The organism is Bradyrhizobium sp. CCBAU 25338, assembly GCF_028128965.1.
GTDB classification, from domain to species: Bacteria; Pseudomonadota; Alphaproteobacteria; order Rhizobiales; family Xanthobacteraceae; genus Bradyrhizobium; species Bradyrhizobium liaoningense.
Genome location: NZ_LFKY01000042.1, coordinates 357,681 through 380,000 on the forward strand (window position 1 = coordinate 357,681; position 22,320 = coordinate 380,000).

Below are 22,320 nucleotides of genomic sequence, written 5' to 3' on the forward strand. Positions count from 1 at the left end.
AATTGATCGATCGGATCGTCGATGTTCCTGATTTTCCTGCGCTCGCTCGTGTTTAACGTGCTGTTCTACGCCGTGCTGGTGTGCTTGGCGATCGTGGCGCTGCCGACCTTCGCACTGCCGCCGCGCGCGATGCTGACGGTCGCCGAATGGTGGGCGAAGGCAACGCTGTTCCTGATGCGCGTGGTCTGCAACATCAAGGTGGAATTCCGCGGCCTCGAGAAGATCCCGAAAGGCCCGCTGCTGATCGTGGCCAAGCATCAGTCGTTCTGGGAGACGTTCGTGCTGCCGGGATTCTTCCACCGGCCGATCTTCATCCTGAAGCGCCAGCTCATGCAGATTCCGGTGTTCGGCCAGTTCCTGGTCAAGACCGGGATGATCGCGATCGACCGCAATGCCGGCGTGAAGGCGTTGCTCGACATGACGCGGCGGGCGCGGGAGGCGGTGCGCAGCGGAAAGCAACTCGTCATCTTTCCGGAAGGCACGCGCCGCGCGCCGGGCGCGCCGCCCGATTACAAGACCGGCTTTGCCCAGATCTATTCCTCCTGCGGCGTGCCGTGCCTGCCGGTCGCGCTCAACTCCGGCCTGTTCTGGCCCCGCCGCACCTTCATGCGCTATCCCGGCACGCTGGTCGTGGAATTCCTCAATCCGCTGCCGCCGGGCCTGCCGAAGGAAGAGTTTCTCGCGCGCGTGCAAGCCGCCATCGAGGACGCGACCGGCCGTCTCGTCGAAGCCGGCCGGAAAGAGCAGGAGCAGTTGATCGGCTCGTCGCCGAGCTACGCGCCAACGGGCGGCTAAAGCGTGATCCGGAAAAGTGCGCAGCGGTTTTCCGAAAAGATCATGCTTAAACAACAACCTAAAGCGCGATGACGATTCATCCTAATCGCATCGCGCTTTAGCGGTTTTCGCGATCTTCGTTCGGAGCCGCGGCGTGCAGCGAATGCGCATCACCATGCAGCATCAATACGAGCTGATGCAGCTGCGCGTCGCGAAAGCCTTCGGCCTCGATCGCCTTCACCGTCGCGGTCACGTAATCGCGATTGGCGCCGGACTGACCGTGGCCCTGGACGACATGGCGATGCTGCTCGGCAAGCGACAGGCGGCCGGCATATTGCACATGGCCTCGGTCGACGACGTAGGCGAGCGCGGAGACGCGCTGGCGCGCATCGTTCTCCAGCCACACCGAGCGCATCACCTCGCGGTAGACCGACGTGACCTGCTCGCGTGCGCGCAAATACGCAACGACCTCGGTGCGGTTCCTCTCGGCGACGCGGAAGGCGATGCCGCGGCAGGCGCCGCCGCGGTCGAGCCCCAGCACCAGGCCCGGCTTCTCCGGGGTGCCGCGATGGACGAAGGAATAGACGCAGAGCGCGCGATGCTCGCCGACCAACCGGGCCGGGACGCGTTCCTCGAAGTCGAAGCCCGGCCGCCACATCAGCGAACCGTAGCCGAACACCCAGAGGTCGCCCTTGGCGGTGGAGACTGAGGGGAGGGTGATTTCGGACATTTCGGGCACGGCTACCAGAACCATGCCCCGAAGCGAAGCGAATTCTCCGCCTTTCGTCGCAGGCCGTCCCCGCTTACATTTGCCAAAATCCGGGATCAAAGGGTCGCCGCATGTCCAATATGACCGTTGCCGCAGGCCGTCGCTCCCGTTGGGGCCTTTTCATCGCACCCGTTCTCGTCCTGATCCTCGCGGTCGCGTGGAGCGGTTTCTGGTTCTACGCGGCGTCGCAGGCCGAAATCGCCGCAGACGCCTGGCGGGCGCAGGAGGCCAAGTCCGGCCGCATCTATGATTGCGCCAAGCGCTCGATCGCGGGCTTCCCGTTCCGCTTCGAGGTCCAGTGTTCCGGCGCCAGCGTCGCCCTGGTGTCGCAGAACGCGAGCAAGACGCCGTTCACGGCGAAGCTCGACAACATCCTGGTCGTCGCCCAGGTCTATGATCCCAAGCGCGTCATCGCCGAGTTCTCCGCGCCCGCGACGCTGACCGACGGCATCACGCAAAACACCTTCGTGGTGAACTGGAGCAAGGGCCGCGCCAGCGTGGCCGGCCTGCCGGCCGTGCCGGACCGCGCCTCCATCGTGTTCGACGATCCCAGCCTCAACCGTGTCGATGGCAGCATGCAGGTGCCGCTCGCGCGCGCCAAGCAGGTCGAGCTGCACGGCCGCCTCGCCGATGGATCGCCAGCCGATCATCCCGTGATCGAGACCGTGGTTCACATCGCGCAGGGCAGCATCCAGGGCGTTCATCCCCTGCTCGCCGAGCCGTTCGAGGCGGACACGCGCGCGAAGGTCACCGGCCTCTCCGACCTCACGCCGAAGCCCTGGCCGCAGCGCTTCCGCGAGATCCAGGCCGCCGGCGGCCATATCGAGATCGTGCAGTCGCGGATCCAGCAGGGCGAGATGATCGCGGTCGCGGCCGGCACGCTCGGCCTTTCGACCAACGGCCGGCTCGAGGGCGAATTGCAGATGACGGTGACCGGCCTCGAGCGCGTGATCCCGGCGCTCGGCATCGAGAAGATGCTGGAGGAGGGCGTGCCGCAGGCAACGCTCGACCGCGTCGCGCCCGGCGTGAAGTCGCAGGACCTCAACAATCTGTTCGGCGCGCTCGACCGCGCCGTGCCCGGGCTCGGCAAGGTCATCAAACAGAACGCCAATGCCGGCGTCGCCGCCGGCATCAATTCGATCGGCACCGAGAGCACGCTCGAAGGCAGAAAGGCGAGAAGCTTCCCGCTGAAATTCGTCGACGGCGCCGTCCTGCTCGGCCCGGTCAAGGTCGGCCAGATCCCGCCGCTGTATTAGTCTAGTTGACTGTCCGCTACGGCTTCTTCAGCGCCGCGTGCGGCCGGCCGAAATCGGGTGCGGCGGAATCCTGGCCGATCTCGACGATGCCGCGCCGGATCGCGCGGGTGCGGGTGAAGTGATCGAACAGCGCCTCGCCGTCGCCGCGCCGGATCGCGCGGGTGAGCTTGGCGAGATCCTCGGTGAAGGTGCCGAGCATCTCCAGCACGGCTTCCTTGTTGGCGAGAAAGACGTCGCGCCACATCGTCGGGTCGGACGCGGCGATACGGGTGAAATCGCGAAAACCGCCGGCGGAGAACTTGATCACCTCGGATTCCGTTACCTGCGCCAGCTCGTCCGCGGTGCCGACGATGGTGTAGGCGATCAGATGCGGCAGGTGGCTGGTGATCGCGAGCACGAGATCATGATGATCCGGCGTCATGATCTCGACCTTGGCGCCCATCGCCGCCCAGAATGCGCGCAGATGCTCCGTGGCCGCCGTCTCGGTGCCTTCCGGCGGCGTCAGGATGCACCAGCGGTTGATGAAGAGCTCGGCAAATCCCGAATCCGGGCCCGAATGCTCGGTGCCCGCGACTGGATGCGCCGGCACGAAATGAATGCCTTTCGGCAGATGCGGGGCCATGTCCCTGACCACCGCGCCCTTGACCGAGCCGACGTCGGAGATGATCGCGCCCGGCTTCAGATGCGCGGCGATCTCCTGCGCCACAGCTCCGCAGGCGCCGACGGGAATGCAGAGGATGACGAGATCGGCATCCTTCACCGCCTCCGCATTGCTCGCCACGACCCGATCGACGATGCCGAGCTCGGCGACCCGCGCGCGTGTCTTCTCCGAGCGCGCGGTGGTGACGATCTCGCCAGCCAGGCCCTGGAGCTTCGCAGCGCGCGCGATCGAGCCGCCGATCAGGCCGAAGCCGATCAGCGCGACGCGCTGGAAGTGCGGATCAGCATTCATTTGCCGCCCATGAAGTCGTGCAAGGCCTCGATCACGAGACGGTTGGCCTCCTCGGTGCCGATGGTCATGCGCAGCGCATGCGGAAGGCCGTAATTCTTCAGCGCGCGCAGCACGAGGCCCCGCTTGGTCAGGAAGGCGTCGGCGTCGTCAGCGGTCTTGCCCTTGTCGGTCGGGAAGTGGATCAGCACGAAATTGGCGACGCTCGGCGTCACCTTCAGTCCGAGCTTGCCGATCTCCTCTGTGAGCCGGTTGCGCCAGGTCTCGGTGAACTGCTTCGACATCGCCTGGTGCGCGGTATCCTCGATCGCGGCGACCGCGGCGTACATCGCCGGCGTCGACACGTTGAAGGGGCCACGGATGCGGTTGACGGCGTCAATGACGTGCTCGGGGCCGAACATCCAGCCGATGCGCAGCGCAGCCAAGCCGTGGATCTTGGAGAACGTGTGCGTCACCACCGTGTTCTCGGTGGTGGCGACGAGCTCGATTCCCATCTCGTAATCGTTGCGCGAGACGTAGTCGGAATAGGCGGCGTCGAGCACCAGCAGCACGTGCGAAGGCAGGCCGGCGCGCAGCCGCTTGACCTCGTCGAACGGCAGATAGGTGCCGGTCGGATTGTTGGGGTTGGCGAGCCAGACCAGTTTTGTCCGTGGCGTCACGGCCTTCAGGATGGCATCGACGTCGGCGGTGAGGTTGGTCTCCTGCGCAACGACGTTCTTGGCGCCGACCGCCATCGTCGCGATCGGGTAGACCAGGAAGCCGTGCGTGGTGGAGATCGCCTCGTCGCCGTGGCTGAGATAGGTGTGGGCGAGCAGGTTGAGGATCTCGTCCGAGCCGGCGCCGCAGATGATGCGGTTGGGATCGAGCCCGAAAGAACGGCCGATCGCCTCGCGCAGCACGCGCGAGGTGCCTTCCGGATAGTCCTCCAGATGATCCGCCACGCGCTTGAACGCCTCGATCGCCTTGGGCGAGGGCCCGAACGGCGTCTCGTTGGCCGAGAGCTTGAACACCTTGCGGCCCGGCTCCGGCACCGGGCTCTTGCCGGGGGTGTAGGGCGCAATATCGAGAATGCCGGGATTCGGCACGGGGCGGGACATCTTCAACTCCGAAATGGCGAGGCGCGCGATTTACGATTTCGCCCCGGTCGGGGGCACCGTATAGCGCGTTGCGTGGCTGCCGACGAGAGCCGTGGAGCGTACCGAGGCCCCCGCCTCGATCAGGGCAGCCCTGATCTTGTCGATGCTGGTCGCGCTGGTGACCGAGACCAGCAGCGCCGCGCCATCGAAGGCGGTATCGGGCACCGCCACGATCTCGGCGAGCGGCGACAGGGCGCGCGCGACCTCGGCGTTCCACCCGGAGACGCGCACGCTGAAGGTCTCGACCTCCGTCACCAGGGCGCTGTCGGGGACGCGCGAGACCGCGAACACCGGCATCGCCGCCGGATGATCGGCGCGTTCGACGAAGGGCATCCGCGCGATGATCTTCGGCGAGCCAGCTTCCTCCAGCGAGAGCCACCACGGCGTGCGGCTGGAGGTCGCCGAGACGAGCGCCAGATCGCCCTTGGATTTCGCCGCCGCTTCGACCGCGGCCTGCGCGCTGAAATGCGCGACGTAAGGCACCGTAAAGCCGAAATGGAAGCGCGCGGAGTCACGCATCGCCGGCTCGCTCACCGAGATGTCGGCATGCACGGAGAACGGCGCCTGCACATACGTGAACGTCGAGATGATGACCCGCCAGATGCTCTCGACCGTATCGAGCGGCAGGATGCCGCGATGGCGCTGCACGATCTCGCGCATCATGGAAGCCTCGCGCGCGGGCCGGAACGCAGAGCCGACCTCCTGGGTCTGCTTCACCTGGATCAGGCGGTCGATGATGTCGCCGCGCTGCATCAGCAGGCGATGCATGCTCTCGTCGATCGCGTCGATCTCCTTGCGCAATTCCTGGAGCGATGGTGGCGCGGGCGGACGTTGGGACATGTCTGGTGGTCGATCGTTGCGATGGGGAATGTCCTGATTAGGCAGTCGGGGCGGCGAAAGCAAAGAGAAATGACGGCCTTTTTGGCCGATGAGACGGAGACGAATTCGATCGATCCGGACCGCGACTTGACGAAAACCGCCCAAGACGGTAGCTTTTGCCTGTTCCGTGGTCATTTGAGCCGGCCGGCTTGCAGCCACGTTAAAAAACTCGCTAAACAGGCCGGGGACGCTTCCGATCCCGGCCGAACCTATCGTTCAGGCCGGGTTTTTCATGGCCTGATTCCAGCGGCGGTCTGACGGCAGTCGCAAACGAGGTCGATGATGGTTGGCGTCAAGTCCGTACCCAGTCCTGCGATCAGCGCCGACGAACGGTCGCACGAGGTGGATCACCCGAGCTCGCAGGTCGCCCATTTCGGCGCCGAACAGCCGCTGCGGCTCGATTGTGGCGTCGATCTCTCCCCGTTCCAAATCGCCTACCAGACCTATGGCGAGCTCAACGCCGATCGCTCCAACGCCGTTCTGATCTGCCATGCGCTGACTGGCGACCAGCATGTCGCCAATGTGCATCCCGTCACCGGCAAGCCTGGCTGGTGGGAGACGCTGGTCGGCCCCGGCCGGCCCATCGATCCCAAGCACTACTTCATCATCTGCTCCAACGTGATCGGCGGCTGCATGGGCTCGACCGGGCCGGCTTCGATCAATCCCGCCACCGGCAAGGTCTGGGGCCTGGATTTCCCCGTCATCACCATCCCCGACATGGTGCGCGCGCAGGCGATGCTGATCGACCGGCTCGGCATCGACACGCTGTTTGCCGTCGTTGGCGGCTCGATGGGCGGCATGCAGGTGCTGCAATGGACCTCGGCCTATCCCGCCCGCGTGTTCTCGGCGCTGGCGATTGCCTGCGCGACGCGGCACTCGGCGCAGAACATCGCCTTCCACGAACTCGGGCGCCAGGCCGTGATGGCCGACCCCGATTGGCACGGCGGCGGCTATGCCGATCACGGCATCCATCCGCATCGCGGGCTCGCGGTGGCGCGGATGGCGGCGCACATCACCTATCTCTCGGACGCGGCACTGCATCGCAAGTTCGGCCGGCGCATGCAGGACCGCGAGCTGCCGACCTTCTCGTTCGACGCGGATTTCCAGGTCGAAAGCTATCTGCGTTACCAGGGCTCGTCCTTCGTCGAGCGCTTCGACGCCAACTCCTATCTCTATCTGACGCGCGCGATGGACTATTTCGACATCGCGGCCGACCATGGCGGCGTGCTGGCGAAGGCGTTTGCGGGAATCCAGACCCGCTTCTGCGTGGTCTCCTTCACCAGCGACTGGCTGTTCCCGACCTCGGAATCGCGCGCGCTGGTGCACGCGCTGAACGCGTCGAGCGCGCGGGTGTCGTTCGCGGAGATTGAAACCGATCGCGGCCACGACGCCTTCCTGCTCGACGTGCCCGAATTCTTCGACATCTCCCGCGCCTTCCTGCAATCGGCAGGCAAGGCCCGCGGGCTCACCCTCAAGGACCGCTAGCCATGTCTGTCCAGGAAGTGCTGCCGCTGGGGGGGCTTTCGTCCGCACAGTCCGGTCAGTTTCGCGCCGATCATCTGCTGGTCGCCGAGATGGTCAAGCCGGGCTCGAAGGTGCTCGACGTCGGCTGCGGCGAGGGCGATCTGCTTCAGCTGCTCGAGACCCGCGGCATCGACGGGCGCGGCATCGAGCTGTCGCGCGAGGGCGTCAACCGCTGTGTCGCCAAGGGGCTCGCGGTCGTGCAGGGCGACGCCGACACCGACCTCGTCAACTATCCCGACGACGCCTTCGACTACGTGATCCTGTCGCAGACGCTGCAGGCGACGCGGCAGCCGCGCGTGGTGCTGGAGAATCTGTTGCGCATCGGCCGTCGGGCCATCGTCTCGTTCCCGAATTTCGGCTTCTGGAAGATGCGGCTGCAGCTCCTGATCGGCGGCCACATGCCGCGCACGGAGAACCTGCCGGCGACCTGGTACGACACCGCCAACATCCATTTCTGCACCATCAAGGATTTCGTCGAGCTCTGCGACGAGATCAACGTCAAGATGGAGCGCTCCGTCGCGCTCGATCTCTACGGCCGCCCAGTGCCGCTGAACCTGCCCTGGTGGGTGTGGAACATGTTCGGCGAACAGGCGGTGTTCCTGCTGAGCAGGGGCGGGGGGAAATAGCATCTCTCCGTCATTCCGGGGCGCGCAAAGCGCGAGCCCGGAATCCATCGTGCCACAGCGTTTGCGGCCCGATGGATTCCGGGCCTGCGCCTCTGGCGCATCCCGGAATGACGGCTAGTGTGGAGCCAGCGACCTTGGATCGCGCACCGGCCAGCGTCCGGCTTCCACCAGCGTGACGAACCGCTCCACCGCCTCGTTGAACAGCGCGGGCTCCTCGAGATTGAGCACGTGGCCCGACTTCGGAAACATCGCGAGGCCCGCCGCGGGCAGATGCTTCTTCAGGAACAGGCTGGGCCCGACGCAGGGATCGTCCTCGTCGCCGCAGATGATCAGCGCGGGCGTTGCCACCTTCGCGATCGCGTCCGTCATCGTGTAGATCGAGGGACGTCCGCCCTGGAATCCGCGCATCGTGCGCGCCGAACCCTTGGCATCGTGCCGTGCCAGCGCGGCATAGAAATCGGCGTGGCCGCGTGGGTCCTTCACCAGGAAGGGAATCCGGCTCGGCGCCTCGCGGGTGATCTTTGCCACTTCGACAGAGCCTGATATCTCGAACTGCTCGGCATTGGCGCGGCATTGCTGGCGCCAATTGTCGAGGTTCTCGATCTCCGAGCCGGAGCCGACGCCGGCGAGCGTCATCGACAACGCGCGCTGCGGGGCGTTGAGCCCGATCTGGAGCGACGAATAGGCGCCCATCGACAGGCCGACGAGATGCGCGCGCTCGATTCCGAGATGGTCGAGCACCGCGAGCGCATCGGTGTAGAAATGCGTGTAGGTGTAGACTTCACCTTCGGGTACGTCCGAAGGCGTGTAGCCGCGCGCCGAATAGGCGATGCAGCGATGGCCGCGTGAGAAGTAGCGCATCTGCGGCTCCCAATTGGTGTAGTCGGCCGCGAACTCGTGCAGGAAAAGTATCGGCGTTCCCTGACCCGCCTCTTCGAAATAGATGCGGACGTCGTCCCTTGTCGTGGCGTGGGGCATTAACTCTTTCCCTCTGTCAAGCCGTCTTTGCAGGATCGCAGTTAACGCTGTTGTCCGCAATGCGGCAGCATCGAACCAGCACCGATACAAAATCATCGCAGCTATTCGCCGGCGCGGTGTCTTTTTCTCGCCACATCGGGCGGCTTAACGGCCTGACCTATGTCGGCCACGTCACCGGCCGATCGGAAAGTAGGGGTGTAACGAAGGATGAAGAATGGTTGAGTTGTTTGCGTTCCGCCTGTCGCGTTGTGTTGTCGCGCTGGCGTTTTTCTTTGCGGCGGTCGCCGCGTTCGTTTCTCCGGCCTCGGCACGGCCGCATCATCGTCATAGCGCAGAGCGGCATGCTTACGTGCATCACGCCAGGCATCATCACCACCGTCATTATCGGCACCATGCCCGCAGCTCGCGCTTCGAGCGTAGCGCGGCGCAGCTGCAGGCGAGCAGGTTCGGCAACACCCAGGCGAGCTATGATCCGAATGCCAACGCCGGCGGTGCGGGCATGAGCGGTGGCTTCAGTGGCGGATCGAACCTCGTGTCCGAGGCGCGCCGCTATCTCGGCGGCAATCCGACCGGGCGTGGCAGCCTGTGGTGCGCGCGCTTCATGAACATGGTGCTGCAGCACACCGGCCATCAGGGCACCGGATCCGACATGGCGAGCTCGTTCGCGCGTTACGGCACGCGTGTGTCCGGCCCGCAGGTCGGAGCCATCGCGGTGATGTCGCGCGGCCGCCGCGGCGGCCATGTCGGCATCATCACCGGCATCGATGCGCAGGGCAATCCGATCATGATCTCCGGCAACAGCGGCAACCGCGTCCGCGAAGCGCCGGTCTCGCGCGGCCGGATCTATGCGTATGTGATGCCGAATTGAGGGAGCACTCGTAGGGTGGGCAAAGGCGCGCATGCGCCGTGCCCACCAACGGAGGGCCAGCATTCGAGAACGAGGTGGTGGGCACGCTTCGCTTTGCCCGCCCTACAGCAGCTTAGATGAGTTTCGGCTCTTCCACGGCAACCGCATCGCCCACGCCGATCTCGCCACCTTCGATCACCTCGGCATAGATGCCGCAATCCATGTGGCCGAGATGGCGCGAGAGCGTGGGCGGAATTTCGAGATCGCGCTTGGCGGTTTCAGGATCGACATTGGTGGCGGGGCAGCGGACGATGCGCTTGATCACCTTCAGCCGGGCCGGCCCGACCGCAAGTGTCTGGCCGACCAGCTCGAGCTCCGACCAGGCCGGCCAGCCCTTGACGTAGAGATTGGCGCGGAAGCGCAGGGGGTGCACGGCGGCGCCGCCGAGCATGGTCTCGATCGCGCGGACGCTGCCGAGATTGATGATGGAGACGACCTTGCGGGCGACATCGGAGAAGCTGTGGTCGCGGCCGGACAGAACCTTGGGCGGGCCCTTCAACTCCGGCTGAAAGTTCTCGCTGAAATAGGCCTCAATGGCGGCGCGCCCGGCGGCGGTCTCGAGATCGCCGCTGGCGACGATTTGGCCGTCCTTGCGGATGGTCAACAGATTGGTGGCGTCGTCGAACCGGCTGTCGAGCTCGGCCAGCCGCTCATTGCGCGCGAGCATCAGAAACTGGATCTTCGGCTTCCACTCGGGCGCATCAGGGTCGAACCCGCTCGGACCGTTCTCGATGGCGTAGCGGCGGTCGGCTGGCAGGGTCTGGCCGACCCGCAAAGCGACGCGCGACAGGTGTTCCGGCGTCAGGCCCTTGATCGGGTAGCGATAGAGGCCGGTGATCTCGGCAGTGTGGCTGGCTGTCATGCCGCTACTTAAGGGATTCGGCCCGCCAGCGCCAAGCCCGCCCAGGAGCGCACGAATTTGTGAACTCGCCTCTTCCGCATCCGCAATTTGCTTCCCACATCTGCCGCAGGCCGGCGGCAACGTCGGCAAAAAGACGGCCGTTCCCGCTTGAGAAACCTCAATGCGGTGAGCGGAAACCCAATGAAGATGCCGTATTGGGGTGCCTGAGAGGGCCCCAAGGGCAGGCCGAGGGACAGAAAAGATGAACATCGAGAAGTATACCGAACGCTCCAGGGGCTTCATCCAGTCTGCGCAGTCGCTCGCGATGCGCGAGGGCCACCAGCAGTTTTCCACCCTGCATCTCCTGAAAGTCCTCCTGGACGACAATGAGGGGCTCGCTGCCGGCCTGATCGACCGCGCTGGCGGCAATTCCCGCGCAATTCTGAAGGCGACCGAGGACGCCCTCGGCAAGGTGCCGAAGGTTTCCGGCGGTGGCGCGGGCCAGATCTACCTGGCGCCCGAACTCGCCCGCACCTTCGATGCCGCCGAAAAGGCCGGTGAGAAGGCCGGCGACAGTTTCGTCACCGTGGAGCGGCTGCTGCTCGGCCTCACGCTGGAGAAGACCAGCGAGGCCGGCACGATCCTGAACAAGGGCGGCGTCACCCCGCAAAACCTCAATGCGGCGATCGAGGCGCTGCGCAAGGGGCGGACCGCGGATTCGGCGACCGCCGAGAACGCGTATGACGCGCTGAAGAAATATGCCCGCGACCTGACCCAGGCCGCGCGTGACGGCAAGCTCGATCCGGTGATCGGCCGCGACGAGGAGATCCGTCGTACCATCCAGGTGCTCTCGCGCCGGACCAAGAACAACCCCGTCCTGATCGGCGAGCCCGGCGTCGGCAAGACCGCGATCGCGGAAGGGTTGGCGCTGCGCATCGTCAACGGCGACGTGCCGGAGAGCCTCAAGGACAAGAAGCTGCTCTCGCTCGACCTGGGCGCACTGATCGCCGGCGCAAAATATCGCGGCGAGTTCGAGGAGCGGCTGAAGGCCGTGCTCCAGGAAGTGACCGGGAGCGAGGGTAGCTTCATCCTGTTCATCGACGAGATGCACACGCTGATCGGCGCCGGCAAGGGCGACGGCGCGATGGACGCCTCCAACCTGCTCAAGCCTGCGCTCGCCCGCGGCGAGCTGCACTGCATCGGCGCGACCACGCTCGACGAGTATCAGAAGCACGTCGAGAAGGACGCCGCGCTGGCGCGGCGCTTCCAGCCGATCTTCGTCAGCGAGCCCTCGGTCGAGGATACCATCTCGATCCTGCGCGGCTTGAAGGACAAATACGAGCAGCACCATGGCGTGCGGATCACCGATTCCGCGCTCGTCGCCGCCACGACCCTGTCCAACCGCTACATCACCGACCGCTTCCTGCCTGACAAGGCGATCGACCTCATGGACGAGGCCGCGGCGCGGCTGAAGATGCAGGTCGATTCCAAGCCGGAAGAGCTGGATTCGCTCGACCGCGAGATCATCCGGCTCAAGATCGAGCAGGAAGCGTTGAAGAAGGAAAGCGATCCCGGCTCCAAGACCCGGCTGCAGACCCTGGAGAAGGATCTTGCCGACCTCGAGGAGAAGTCTGCTGGGCTGACGGCGCGCTGGAGCGCGGAGAAGAACAAGCTCTCCGATGCGCAGAAGCTGAAGGCCGAGCTCGACGGCTTGCGTGTCGAGCTCGCCAACGCGCAGCGGCGCGGCGAATTCCAGAAGGCCGGCGAGTTGGCCTACGGCCGGATCCCGGAGCTCGAGAAGAAGCTCGCGGACATCGAGGCCAAGGAGAACTCCGGCGAGATGATGGAGGAGGCGGTCACCGCCAACCACATCGCGCAGGTGGTCTCGCGCTGGACCGGCGTGCCCGTCGACAAGATGCTGGAAGGCGAGAAGGAGAAGCTCCTCAAGATGGAGGAGCAGCTCGGCAAGCGTGTCGTCGGGCAGGCCGAGGCCGTGCGTGCGGTCGCGACCGCCGTGCGCCGCTCGCGCGCAGGGTTGCAGGACCCGAACCGGCCGACCGGCTCGTTCATGTTCCTAGGGCCCACCGGCGTCGGCAAGACCGAGCTGACCAAGGCGCTGGCGGAATACCTGTTCAACGACGAGACCGCGATGGTCCGCCTCGATATGTCTGAATACATGGAGAAGCACTCGGTCTCGCGGCTGATCGGCGCGCCTCCGGGTTATGTCGGCTATGACGAGGGCGGTGCGCTCACCGAAGCGGTGCGGCGCCGGCCATATCAAGTCGTGCTGTTCGACGAGATCGAGAAGGCGCATCCCGACGTCTTCAACGTCCTGTTGCAGGTGCTCGACGACGGCCGCCTGACCGACGGTCAGGGCCGCACCGTCGACTTCCGCAACACGCTGATCATCATGACCTCGAATCTCGGTTCGGAGTTTTTGGTGAACCAGCCGGAGGGCGAGGACACCTCGGCCGTGCGCGAGCAGGTGATGGGAATGGTGAGGGCGCACTTCCGCCCCGAATTCCTCAACCGCGTCGACGAGATCATCCTGTTCCACCGCTTGCAGAAGAGCGAGATGGGCCGGATCGTCGAGATCCAGTTCACGCGGCTCCAGAAGCTGCTGACCGATCGCAAGATCGTGCTGACGCTCGATGCTGCGGGCCGCGATTGGCTCGCCGCCAAGGGCTGGGATCCCGCCTATGGCGCAAGGCCGCTGAAGCGGGTGATCCAGCGCCACCTCCAGGACCCGCTCGCCGAGATGATCCTCGCCGGCGATGTCAAGGACGGCGACACGGTTGCGATCTCGTCCGAAGGCAACGTGCTGACCTTCAACGGCAAGGCGCCGCGAACCGCCGAGATCACCCAGTTCGAGGCGCCGGTGACGAAGCGGAAATTGAACTGAGCGCTGGCGCTCGTCGCCTGAAAGGATAAGCCGCCCTGGAGAGAGCAATCTCTCCGGGGCGTTTTGCTCTGTCGATTTGCGCGTTGGGCGCGCTCCCTCTCCCGCTTGCTTGCGGGAGAGGTCGATGGCGCCGAGCGATTCAACGTGAAGCCATCCTGTTCTAACCGACAGCAGACCCGGAGCCCGGTTCGGCAGGTCCAACCTCCTCGTCGTCCTCTTCCAGCTCGGACAGGATGTCCACCAGCTCGCGCACCCGGCCCTGCGCCAGCGGGCGCAAGTCGTTGATCATGGGCTCGTCATTGGCGAGCCAGGCCTGGGCTTCGGCGAGTTCCTCGACCGTCGCGCCGGTTCCGATGATCTGGGCAATGGTGACGTCGTCGGCCCGGTCCACGGCCTTGACGACATCGTCGCGTGAGAGGCGCGTCATGGGCGATCCTCCTGCTGGTCGGCTTCCGTCAGCTAACCGGAAATCCGCCTGCGGGTTCCGCGGCCAGCGAACGCTACTTCTTCACCACCTTGTAGATAGCGTTCTCGACGTCCGAGCTGAAGTAGACGACACCCGTTGCGCCGACCGCGACGCCTGTCGGAATGTGCGTCGGCAGGCCGCCGGGCGCGCCTGTCAGGCCGATCGGGAGGTTGGCGGCGATCTCGGTGACCCTGCCGCTGTCCGGCGCGATCTCGATCAGCCGTTTGGCGCCGACCTCCGCCACGATCAGCTGGCCGGAGGGGGCCCGTGCGATGCCTTCGGGCATTTTCAGGTCCTTGGCGATCACGGTCTTTTCGCCGTTCTTGTCGATCCGGGAGACGGCGCCGGCGAAGGCTTCGGTGACATAGACCTCGCCGCCTGGTCCACCGACGAGGCCGACCGGCCCCTCGAGGTCGCCGATCAGCGTGGTGCGATCCTTGCCGTGCTCACCGCTTACCTTGACCAGCGATTTGGTGCCGAGTTCGGCCACGAGAATGCTGCCGTCCGCGAGCACGACCGCGTCATGCGGCGCCTTGAAGTCGTGCAGCATGTCGCGCGTTGCGCCGGTCTTGCCGTCGATCACCTGCACGGTGCCGGTGAACCAACTCGACAGGACCACGTCGTTGCCCTTCGCCGTCGCGCTCATCGGATATTCGAGCGTGACGCCGGCGGCGTGCATGCGCGTCTTTTCGGTGACCTCGCCGGTCGCACCGTCCACCGTACGATAGGCGAACACGTCGGCGACGTGGATCGTGTCCTTGCCGTTCTCCGAGGTGACGCCGATGCCGCCGGGCAAAGCGAGCTTGCCGATGATGATCTGCTTGGCCTGGCCGGTCGCCGGGTCGACCTCCTGGATGCCGTTGTCGGCCATGTTGGAGACGTAGATGCGGTCCTTGTCGTCGATGGCGAGATTGTCCAGCGATGGCTTCAGCTGGGCGACCATGGTCTTGGCACCCGATTTGGGATCGACCCGGACGAGCTGGCCGAGCGCGGTGTCGACCACGAAGAGATTCCCCTTGGAATCGAGGTTCACGGCGGCCGGGACCTTGAAGCCGTCGGCAACGACGGTCAGCTCGGCCTTGTCGACGTCGACTTTCGCGACCTGGCCCTTGAACCAGAGCGGACCGTAGAGCTTGTCGTCGGGACCGAACTCGAAGCCGTTGAGGCCGCCCATTTTCTCCATGATCTGGCGCGGCGGTTTGACGCCCTCGACGTCGATCTCGTAGAGCGCGTCGCCGAGGAAGACGGTGGTGGCGTACAGCCTGCCGTCCTTGCGGAAGGCGAGCGAGTTGATGCCGGGAAGGCCGGAAGCAAGCTTCCTGATCGGGCCGTCGCCCTTGCGCGCATAGAGATCGCCGGCGAGGAATCCGGTCCAGGCCATGGTGCCGTCGGGCGCGAACGCGATGTCGTCGGCCATTCCGACCGGTGCCGGGATTGCAACCTTGGCGCTACTGCCCGCCATGTCGACCTCGTAGAGCGTCGCGCCCGCGACGCTGCCGGCAAACAGATGGCCGGCCTTGTCGACAGCGAGCCCGTGCACGCCGTGGAATGTCGAGCCCGGGACGAGCTTGGTGACCTCCCAAGTTGCCGGCAAGGTCTCAGCCGATAGGCTCGTGGCGGATAACAGCGCAGCGACCAAGGCTGCGCAGGCGAGCCTGTTGTTCATGGCGAGACCTCCCGTTTTTGGGAAGTATTCGCTCCTCATGCCGCTTTGGCAAACGAAACTTGACGTTGTAACGCCGCAAAGCGGCCTCGGACGACGACGTCGAATTCGGATCGTGTTTAGAGATGTCCGCCGGGGCGGCCGATTCCCGACTTAGCGGTTGGTGACCTGCAGCGGTCCGCCGGTGGCGTCCGACATGCGGGCGATGGCGCCGCCGCGGCCGCTCATCATGCCGTCGAGCCGGTCGCGCTCCTTCTCGAAGCTGGCCAGCATCGGGCCCTCGAGCGAACGGCCGCGCGGCAGCTTCACGCGCATCGGGTCGACGAAGCGGCCGTTGACCAGGATCTCGTAATGGACGTGCGGGCCGGTCGACAGGCCCGACGAGCCGACGAAGCCGATCACCTGGCCCTGCCGTACCTTCTTGCCGGGCTCCATGCCCTTGGCGAAGGCCGACATATGGCCGTAGGCGGTCTCGTAGCCGTTGGCGTGCTTGATGCGGATGTACTTGCCGTAGCCGCCCTCGGGGCCGGCCTTCTCGATCATGCCGTTGCCGGAGGCGAAGATCGGCGTGCCGTAGGCGGTGGACCAGTCGACGCCGGTATGCATCTTCACGTAGCCCAGGATCGGGTGGCGGCGGCCGCCGAAGCCCGAGCGCATGATGGCGTTGTTGACGGGCTTTCTGACCAGGAACTTCTTCGCGCTCTTGCCGGTCTCGTCGTAGTAGTCGACGACGCCGTCGTCGGGGCTCTGGTAGCGGTAGTATTTCTTGGTCTCGCCGCCGACGGTGAGGGAGGCGAACAGCACCTCGTTCTTTTCGCTCGACGTCACGCCTTCGTCCTCGCCGGCGTAGAACACGTCGAAGGAATCTCCGGGCTGCACCTTGCGCTGGAAATCGACGTCGTAGGAGTAGATCTTGATCATGTCCTCGATGACGGGCATCGGGACCTTGTTGCGCATCGCCGTCTCGTAGATGCTCTGGTACAGCCGCACGCCGCTGCCGTCATCCTCGTCATCGTCTTCGCTGTTGGCGTTGGCCGCGGCGTCGGCGACGGTGTTCATGCTGGAGACGTCGACGGCGACGTACTTGCCGAGATCGGACAGCGCCGCGATCGCCTCCACCACGGTATCGTTTGCAACCACGACGCGATAGGGCTGGAGCCGGGCGCCGGGGCTTGAGGGCGCCATCAGGATGCGGAGTTTCTCGCCTTCCTTGAGGCCGCCGTCGCGGCCGCGCGGGCCGAGCGTTGCGGTGATCGCCCTGATCTCGTCAGCCGTCGCGCCGAGATCGCGCAGCACGGAGCCGACGCTGTCGCCCTTCTTGACCAGATGGACGCGCTCCCCGTTGGGATTGCCGCCGGTGATCTGCTCCTTGGTCTTGGGCAGCAGCGTGACGTTCTCCGGCACCACGCGCGTCTCGAAACCGGCATAGGGATCGGACGACGACGCCTCGGCGGCGTAGGCCATCTTGATGTCGGACGGGCCGGTCGTGCCGGAGACGTCGGCTGTGGCATTGGCGAGCGAGGCGTAGCGCACCCCGCCATTGCCGCGCCAGTTGGCGGCATCGCGGACCCGCATCAGGATGTCGTCGAGCGCCACCACCGCGGAAATCTTGGCCTTCGGCAGCACCGACGACAGATCCTTGGTGACGAAGGACACCTCCGCGTCGGGCTCGACGGCTTCCGGATTGTTGGGATCGTCGGACGCCGTCTTCGGATCGGAGCCGACATCGGTGAGCAGGCGCTGGGCGTTGAACGGCGGGATCTTCGCCGACAGGTCGCTCGTCGTCATCGAGAGGTTGCCGGCGATCCGGACGAAGGGGCGAACCCGCATCACGTCACGGTTGCCGACGCGGGCGACCGTCGAGACGCGCATGATGTTGCGCGAGGCGGTGGATTCGCTCGGCGGCGGCAGCCGGTCGCTCTTGTGCAGCGTGGCGGCGCGATCGGCGGCGCCGAACGCTCCGCGCAAGGCGCCTTCGACCCGCTCCGGTACCTTGGCGAAGGTCATCTCGCCGTCGAGCGATGCGAAAACGGCGCCGCCGATCAGGGCCGCGCCGCAGAGTCCGGTCAGAATTGTCCCGCTGAACCATTGCACCGAGACGCGGCGGCGGTCGATCACGGCGGCTTCAGACCCATCGACGGACAGCGGCGGCTCGTGGCCGAGATCGATGATCCCGGTCTCACGCCCGTAGGTGCCGCGTGACGTCCTGTGGCTCAACCCAAGTCCCCCAATCAACGACCCAAGAAAGCCAGCTTCGAACCTTGTCCCTGGCCGCCCTCTTGAACGGGGATCGCCGGAAAAGGCAAGCCGCACAGGCGCCCGCGCTCAGAAAGCCCCGGAACAGGGCCGGCCGAAATTACGAACAACTGGACGGATGAAGCTCTCTCGATGTCTTTCGAACGTCGAAGGAAGGCCGCGTCATCTGCAAGATGCCTTCCCCTGACCCCATGAAAATCGCCGGCAGCCCCCACGGCATCCCCGCGATTCAAGCTCGTCTCTTACCAGAACGCCGCGGGATTGTGGCTCAAGTACGGCGCCAAGTATGGAAAAAACTTCCTCAAGAAGCCGGCGCGAGGGGCTTCCCCGGAGCGGCGCTGCAAGCCGCCTCTGGAGCCCCTCCGGAGCCCCCAGGGCCCCAAACTTTTTTTCAGTTTTTTCTTCGCGCGGGGTCGGCGCGCCCGCTCTGCGTCCCGCTAACGGTCTGTAATCGTGTGATTTTTTCCGACGATCCACTGTGCGACGATTTGTTGACGATGGGCGTTGACAATCCCGATCGGTGGGGACTATAACCCCAACCACTGAGCGCGGCGCCGCCGGGTCACTGACCAAGGCGAGCGAACGCGCCACTGATGCTCCTCACCTTGTTGAGTGACACAACAATCGACACCAGTCGGTTGGAGTCATTCTTCGTCGGTAAGGGTATCGGAACCCTTCCACTCTGGAAGGTTGGGGCCTCCGCGGTCCCGGGCTGTTTGACAAGTGAAGATGAAGAAAGAGAAACGTGGACGGCGGAGTCCTTGCGGGTCTCGCTTCTGAGAAGCCTCGGCTTTTCTGATCGAGACCGGACGAAAGACTTCGGCGGTACACGTTTAAAGGTTACACCATCGTTGCCAGCGATGTGAATCGCGGGCAGCTCGTCGACTTCGGTCGGCGAAAAATGGTGGGACCTCGTCAAACGTTGTGATCAGCCGGTTCAAAGTTCAAGTCCAACTTGAGAGTTTGATCCTGGCTCAGAGCGAACGCTGGCGGCAGGCTTAACACATGCAAGTCGAGCGGGCGTAGCAATACGTCAGCGGCAGACGGGTGAGTAACGCGTGGGAACGTACCTTTTGGTTCGGAACAACACAGGGAAACTTGTGCTAATACCGGATAAGCCCTTACGGGGAAAGATTTATCGCCGAAAGATCGGCCCGCGTCTGATTAGCTAGTTGGTGAGGTAATGGCTCACCAAGGCGACGATCAGTAGCTGGTCTGAGAGGATGATCAGCCACATTGGGACTGAGACACGGCCCAAACTCCTACGGGAGGCAGCAGTGGGGAATATTGGACAATGGGGGCAACCCTGATCCAGCCATGCCGCGTGAGTGATGAAGGCCCTAGGGTTGTAAAGCTCTTTTGTGCGGGAAGATAATGACGGTACCGCAAGAATAAGCCCCGGCTAACTTCGTGCCAGCAGCCGCGGTAATACGAAGGGGGCTAGCGTTGCTCGGAATCACTGGGCGTAAAGGGTGCGTAGGCGGGTCTTTAAGTCAGGGGTGAAATCCTGGAGCTCAACTCCAGAACTGCCTTTGATACTGAAGATCTTGAGTTCGGGAGAGGTGAGTGGAACTGCGAGTGTAGAGGTGAAATTCGTAGATATTCGCAAGAACACCAGTGGCGAAGGCGGCTCACTGGCCCGATACTGACGCTGAGGCACGAAAGCGTGGGGAGCAAACAGGATTAGATACCCTGGTAGTCCACGCCGTAAACGATGAATGCCAGCCGTTAGTGGGTTTACTCACTAGTGGCGCAGCTAACGCTTTAAGCATTCCGCCTGGGGAGTACGGTCGCAAGATTAAAACTCAAAGGAATTGACGGGGGCCCGCACAAGCGGTGGAGCATGTGGTTTAATTCGACGCAACGCGCAGAACCTTACCAGCCCTTGACATGTCCAGGACCGGTCGCAGAGATGTGACCCTCTCTTCGGAGCCTGGAACACAGGTGCTGCATGGCTGTCGTCAGCTCGTGTCGTGAGATGTTGGGTTAAGTCCCGCAACGAGCGCAACCCCCGTCCTTAGTTGCTACCATTTAGTTGAGCACTCTAAGGAGACTGCCGGTGATAAGCCGCGAGGAAGGTGGGGATGACGTCAAGTCCTCATGGCCCTTACGGGCTGGGCTACACACGTGCTACAATGGCGGTGACAATGGGATGCTAAGGGGCGACCCTTCGCAAATCTCAAAAAGCCGTCTCAGTTCGGATTGGGCTCTGCAACTCGAGCCCATGAAGTTGGAATCGCTAGTAATCGTGGATCAGCACGCCACGGTGAATACGTTCCCGGGCCTTGTACACACCGCCCGTCACACCATGGGAGTTGGTTTTACCTGAAGACGGTGCGCTAACCCGCAAGGGAGGCAGCCGGCCACGGTAGGGTCAGCGACTGGGGTGAAGTCGTAACAAGGTAGCCGTAGGGGAACCTGCGGCTGGATCACCTCCTTTCTAAGGATGATCCTTCAGCGAGCTCACGCTCACTATCGGATCGTTTTAGAAACATCAGTGGCCAACAGATCGCCAGATCGTTGAGCTGCATTGGCGGGATTTCGCCGTCTTCGTTTCTCTTTCTTCGCGGACGAACACGCGCTGGGGCTGCAGGCTTGCAGATCCCTGGTCCTTGACTGGATATGCGTTAGGGGCTTGTAGCTCAGTTGGTTAGAGCGCGCGCTTGATAAGCGTGAGGTCGGAAGTTCAAGTCTTCCCAGGCCCACCACTTTCATCGAGTGTGCATTCGTCTTCTGGTTACGGGGCCATAGCTCAGCTGGGAGAGCGCGTGCTTTGCAAGCATGAGGTCGTCGGTTCGATCCCGTCTGGCTCCACCAGATGGTTTGATCACCGAGATCCTGTGCCGTCGTCCGCGAAACATCACTTCGCACTTGCTAGTCCGGATGGACAGTAAGCTGCGTGATTTCTGACATCGTAAAGAGGAGATCGATCCGAGTTGGATCGTGCGGAGAATATCTGCGCGAGACTTCATTATCTCCGGATCATTTCGGCGCTCGCGCGCCTTTCAGTGTAGCTCACAAGGCTGCGTCTGAGAGATGAGCGAGTTGTAAATGATCCTTTTAGCGAAGCTTGACCGCCTCGCTATCGGAACGATCTTACGAAGCAAGCTGGTCTTTCTAGTCAATGTCCGGCTGCAGATAGCGTTCATCGAGGGCGCGTGCCGCAAGGTAATTCTGCAGACAACATTCTGCCGAGTGTGTGGACATTGATAATGAGAGCAATCAAGTGCCTTAAGGGTGTTCGGTGGATGCCTTGGCGCTGAGAGGCGATGAAGGACGTGCTACGCTGCGATAAGCCGTGGGGAGCTGCGAAGAAGCTTTGATCCGCGGATTTCCGAATGGGGAAACCCACCTTCGATAGCCGGAACTCCAAGACCTTAGGTTTTGGGGTTTGACCAGAAATGATCGGGACCATGACCGCAAGGTTTTGGATTTCCGGTTATCAAGAGAAGGTATGAGACTTCTGAATACATAGGAGGTTTCAAGCAAACCCAGGGAACTGAAACATCTAAGTACCTGGAGGAAAGGACATCAACAGAGACTCCGTTAGTAGTGGCGAGCGAACGCGGACCAGGCCAGTGATACATCAAAGACAATCGGAACCAGTCAGGAAAGCTGGGCCTTAGAGGGTGATAGCCCCGTACGAGTAATGCGATGATGTATCCACGAGTAAGGCGGGACACGTGCAATCCTGTCTGAACACGGGGGGACCACCCTCCAAGCCTAAGTACTCCTCAGCGACCGATAGCGAACTAGTACCGTGAGGGAAAGGTGAAAAGCACCCCGACGAGGGGAGTGAAATAGACCTGAAACCGGACACCTACAAACAGATGGAGCTCAAGATTCGTTCTGGGTGACATCGTACCTTTTGTATTATGGGCCAGCGACTTAATTTAACGAGCAAGCTTAAGCCGATAGGCGAAGGCGTAGCGAAAGCGAGTCTGAATAGGGCGCCAAGTTCGTTGTATTAGACCCGAAACCTAGTGATCTAGCCATGAGCAGGTTGAAGGTGAGGTAACACTCACTGGAGGACCGAACGGGTGCCTGTTGAAAAAGGCTCCGATGACTTGTGGTTAGGGGTGAAAGGCCAATCAAACTGGGAAATAGCTGGTTCTCCGCGAAAGATATTTAGGTATCGCCTCGGATGAATACCTCAGGGGGTAGAGCACTGGATGGGCTAGGGGGACTTACCGTCTTACCAAACCCAACCAAACTCCGAATACCTGAGAGTACTATCCGGGAGTCACACGGCGGGTGCTAACGTCCGTCGTGGAGAGGGAAACAACCCGGACCTACAGCTAAGGCCCCTAATTCGTGGCTAAGTGGGAAAGGATGTGGAAATCCCAAAACAACCAGGAGGTTGGCTTAGAAGCAGCCATCCTTTAAAGAAAGCG

15 protein-coding genes, 2 tRNA genes, 2 rRNA genes and 1 riboswitch (1 of these 20 cut by a window edge) are annotated in these 22,320 nt (G+C 63.5%); of the genes, 10 read left to right on the top strand and 9 right to left on the bottom strand.

Annotated features, from left to right (window positions below; translation table 11 throughout):
• The first annotated feature begins 21 nt into the window (after positions 1 to 21).
• A complete protein-coding gene (locus tag ACM42_RS31450) occupies positions 22 to 795 on the top strand; it encodes a lysophospholipid acyltransferase family protein (RefSeq protein ID WP_271531580.1) in 774 nt (257 codons plus the stop codon).
• A gap of 97 nt (positions 796 to 892) precedes the next feature.
• Here ACM42_RS31450 and ACM42_RS31455 read toward each other — a convergent pair whose 3' ends face one another.
• Positions 893 to 1,504 carry a gamma-glutamylcyclotransferase gene (locus ACM42_RS31455; protein ID WP_271531582.1) on the bottom strand — a complete coding sequence of 204 codons (612 nt, stop codon included), beginning with the start codon at positions 1,502 to 1,504 and terminating at the stop codon, positions 893 to 895.
• Between the two features lie 110 nt (positions 1,505 to 1,614).
• Between ACM42_RS31455 and ACM42_RS31460 the strand changes: the two genes are divergently transcribed.
• Positions 1,615 to 2,799, top strand: coding sequence for a DUF2125 domain-containing protein (locus tag ACM42_RS31460; RefSeq protein WP_271531584.1), 1,185 nt, complete (start codon positions 1,615 to 1,617; stop codon positions 2,797 to 2,799).
• Between the two features lie 16 nt (positions 2,800 to 2,815).
• Here the strand turns inward: ACM42_RS31460 and ACM42_RS31465 are convergent, their stop codons facing one another.
• Genes ACM42_RS31465 through ACM42_RS31475 form a run of 3 tightly spaced genes read right to left on the bottom strand, consistent with a single transcriptional unit; the run spans position 2,816 to position 5,724 of the window.
• Positions 2,816 to 3,751 (bottom strand): prephenate/arogenate dehydrogenase family protein, encoded by a 936-nt coding sequence (locus ACM42_RS31465; RefSeq protein ID WP_271531586.1) that lies wholly within the window; start codon positions 3,749 to 3,751, stop codon positions 2,816 to 2,818.
• Positions 3,748 to 4,845 carry a histidinol-phosphate transaminase gene (hisC, locus tag ACM42_RS31470; protein WP_271531588.1) on the bottom strand — a complete coding sequence of 366 codons (1,098 nt, stop codon included), beginning with the start codon at positions 4,843 to 4,845 and terminating at the stop codon, positions 3,748 to 3,750. The genes ACM42_RS31465 and hisC overlap by 4 nt, the downstream gene beginning before the upstream one ends.
• Before the next feature lie 30 nt (positions 4,846 to 4,875).
• The gene (locus tag ACM42_RS31475; protein WP_271531590.1) at positions 4,876 to 5,724 is read right to left on the bottom strand and encodes a chorismate mutase; all 849 of its coding nucleotides are present in this window, start codon (positions 5,722 to 5,724) and stop codon (positions 4,876 to 4,878) included.
• A gap of 156 nt (positions 5,725 to 5,880) precedes the next feature.
• Positions 5,881 to 5,960, top strand: a riboswitch (SAM riboswitch).
• 85 nt (positions 5,961 to 6,045) lie between these two features.
• Between ACM42_RS31475 and metX the strand changes: the two genes are divergently transcribed.
• Positions 6,046 to 7,248 carry a homoserine O-acetyltransferase MetX gene (gene metX, locus ACM42_RS31480; RefSeq protein ID WP_271532260.1) on the top strand — a complete coding sequence of 401 codons (1,203 nt, stop codon included), beginning with the start codon at positions 6,046 to 6,048 and terminating at the stop codon, positions 7,246 to 7,248.
• Between the two features lie 2 nt (positions 7,249 to 7,250).
• Complete coding sequence (metW, locus tag ACM42_RS31485; RefSeq protein WP_271531592.1) at positions 7,251 to 7,913, top strand: methionine biosynthesis protein MetW; 663 nt, start codon at positions 7,251 to 7,253, stop codon at positions 7,911 to 7,913.
• Positions 7,914 to 8,027: 114 nt separating this feature from the next.
• Here the strand turns inward: metW and ACM42_RS31490 are convergent, their stop codons facing one another.
• Complete coding sequence (locus ACM42_RS31490) at positions 8,028 to 8,891, bottom strand: alpha/beta fold hydrolase (RefSeq protein WP_271531594.1); 864 nt, start codon at positions 8,889 to 8,891, stop codon at positions 8,028 to 8,030.
• Between the two features lie 214 nt (positions 8,892 to 9,105).
• Here ACM42_RS31490 and ACM42_RS31495 point away from each other — a divergent pair, with 214 nt between their 5' ends.
• A complete protein-coding gene (locus ACM42_RS31495; protein ID WP_271531596.1) occupies positions 9,106 to 9,759 on the top strand; it encodes an NlpC/P60 family protein in 654 nt (217 codons plus the stop codon).
• A 112-nt stretch (positions 9,760 to 9,871) separates the two neighbouring features.
• On the opposite strand, the gene ACM42_RS31500 is transcribed toward ACM42_RS31495, so the two are convergent.
• Positions 9,872 to 10,660 carry an MOSC domain-containing protein gene (locus tag ACM42_RS31500; protein WP_271531599.1) on the bottom strand — a complete coding sequence of 263 codons (789 nt, stop codon included), beginning with the start codon at positions 10,658 to 10,660 and terminating at the stop codon, positions 9,872 to 9,874.
• A 241-nt stretch (positions 10,661 to 10,901) separates the two neighbouring features.
• Between ACM42_RS31500 and clpB the strand changes: the two genes are divergently transcribed.
• Complete coding sequence (clpB, locus tag ACM42_RS31505; protein ID WP_271531601.1) at positions 10,902 to 13,541, top strand: ATP-dependent chaperone ClpB; 2,640 nt, start codon at positions 10,902 to 10,904, stop codon at positions 13,539 to 13,541.
• Between the two features lie 160 nt (positions 13,542 to 13,701).
• On the opposite strand, the gene ACM42_RS31510 is transcribed toward clpB, so the two are convergent.
• The 3 genes from ACM42_RS31510 to ACM42_RS31520 all read right to left on the bottom strand — a co-directional run bounded on the left by ACM42_RS31510 (position 13,702) and on the right by ACM42_RS31520 (position 17,887).
• Entirely contained in the window at positions 13,702 to 13,968 is a 267-nt protein-coding gene (locus tag ACM42_RS31510; RefSeq protein ID WP_028178879.1) for a hypothetical protein, read from the bottom strand.
• A 73-nt stretch (positions 13,969 to 14,041) separates the two neighbouring features.
• Positions 14,042 to 15,673: a hypothetical protein gene (locus ACM42_RS31515; RefSeq protein WP_271531604.1), complete on the bottom strand. Its 1,632-nt coding sequence runs from the start codon at positions 15,671 to 15,673 to the stop codon at positions 14,042 to 14,044.
• Between the two features lie 150 nt (positions 15,674 to 15,823).
• Complete coding sequence (locus tag ACM42_RS31520) at positions 15,824 to 17,887, bottom strand: M23 family metallopeptidase (protein WP_271531605.1); 2,064 nt, start codon at positions 17,885 to 17,887, stop codon at positions 15,824 to 15,826.
• 990 nt (positions 17,888 to 18,877) lie between these two features.
• Here ACM42_RS31520 and ACM42_RS31525 point away from each other — a divergent pair.
• From ACM42_RS31525 to ACM42_RS31540, 4 genes are all read left to right on the top strand, one after another.
• Positions 18,878 to 20,366, top strand: a 16S ribosomal RNA gene (locus ACM42_RS31525).
• Positions 20,367 to 20,557: 191 nt separating this feature from the next.
• Positions 20,558 to 20,634: transfer RNA gene (locus ACM42_RS31530), tRNA-Ile, on the top strand.
• A 33-nt stretch (positions 20,635 to 20,667) separates the two neighbouring features.
• Positions 20,668 to 20,743 (top strand) — tRNA-Ala (locus ACM42_RS31535).
• 403 nt (positions 20,744 to 21,146) lie between these two features.
• A 23S ribosomal RNA gene (locus tag ACM42_RS31540) occupies positions 21,147 to 22,320 on the top strand (it continues 1,672 nt past the right edge of the window).
• The 16S and 23S rRNA genes sit together here with 2 tRNA genes alongside, the layout of an rRNA operon.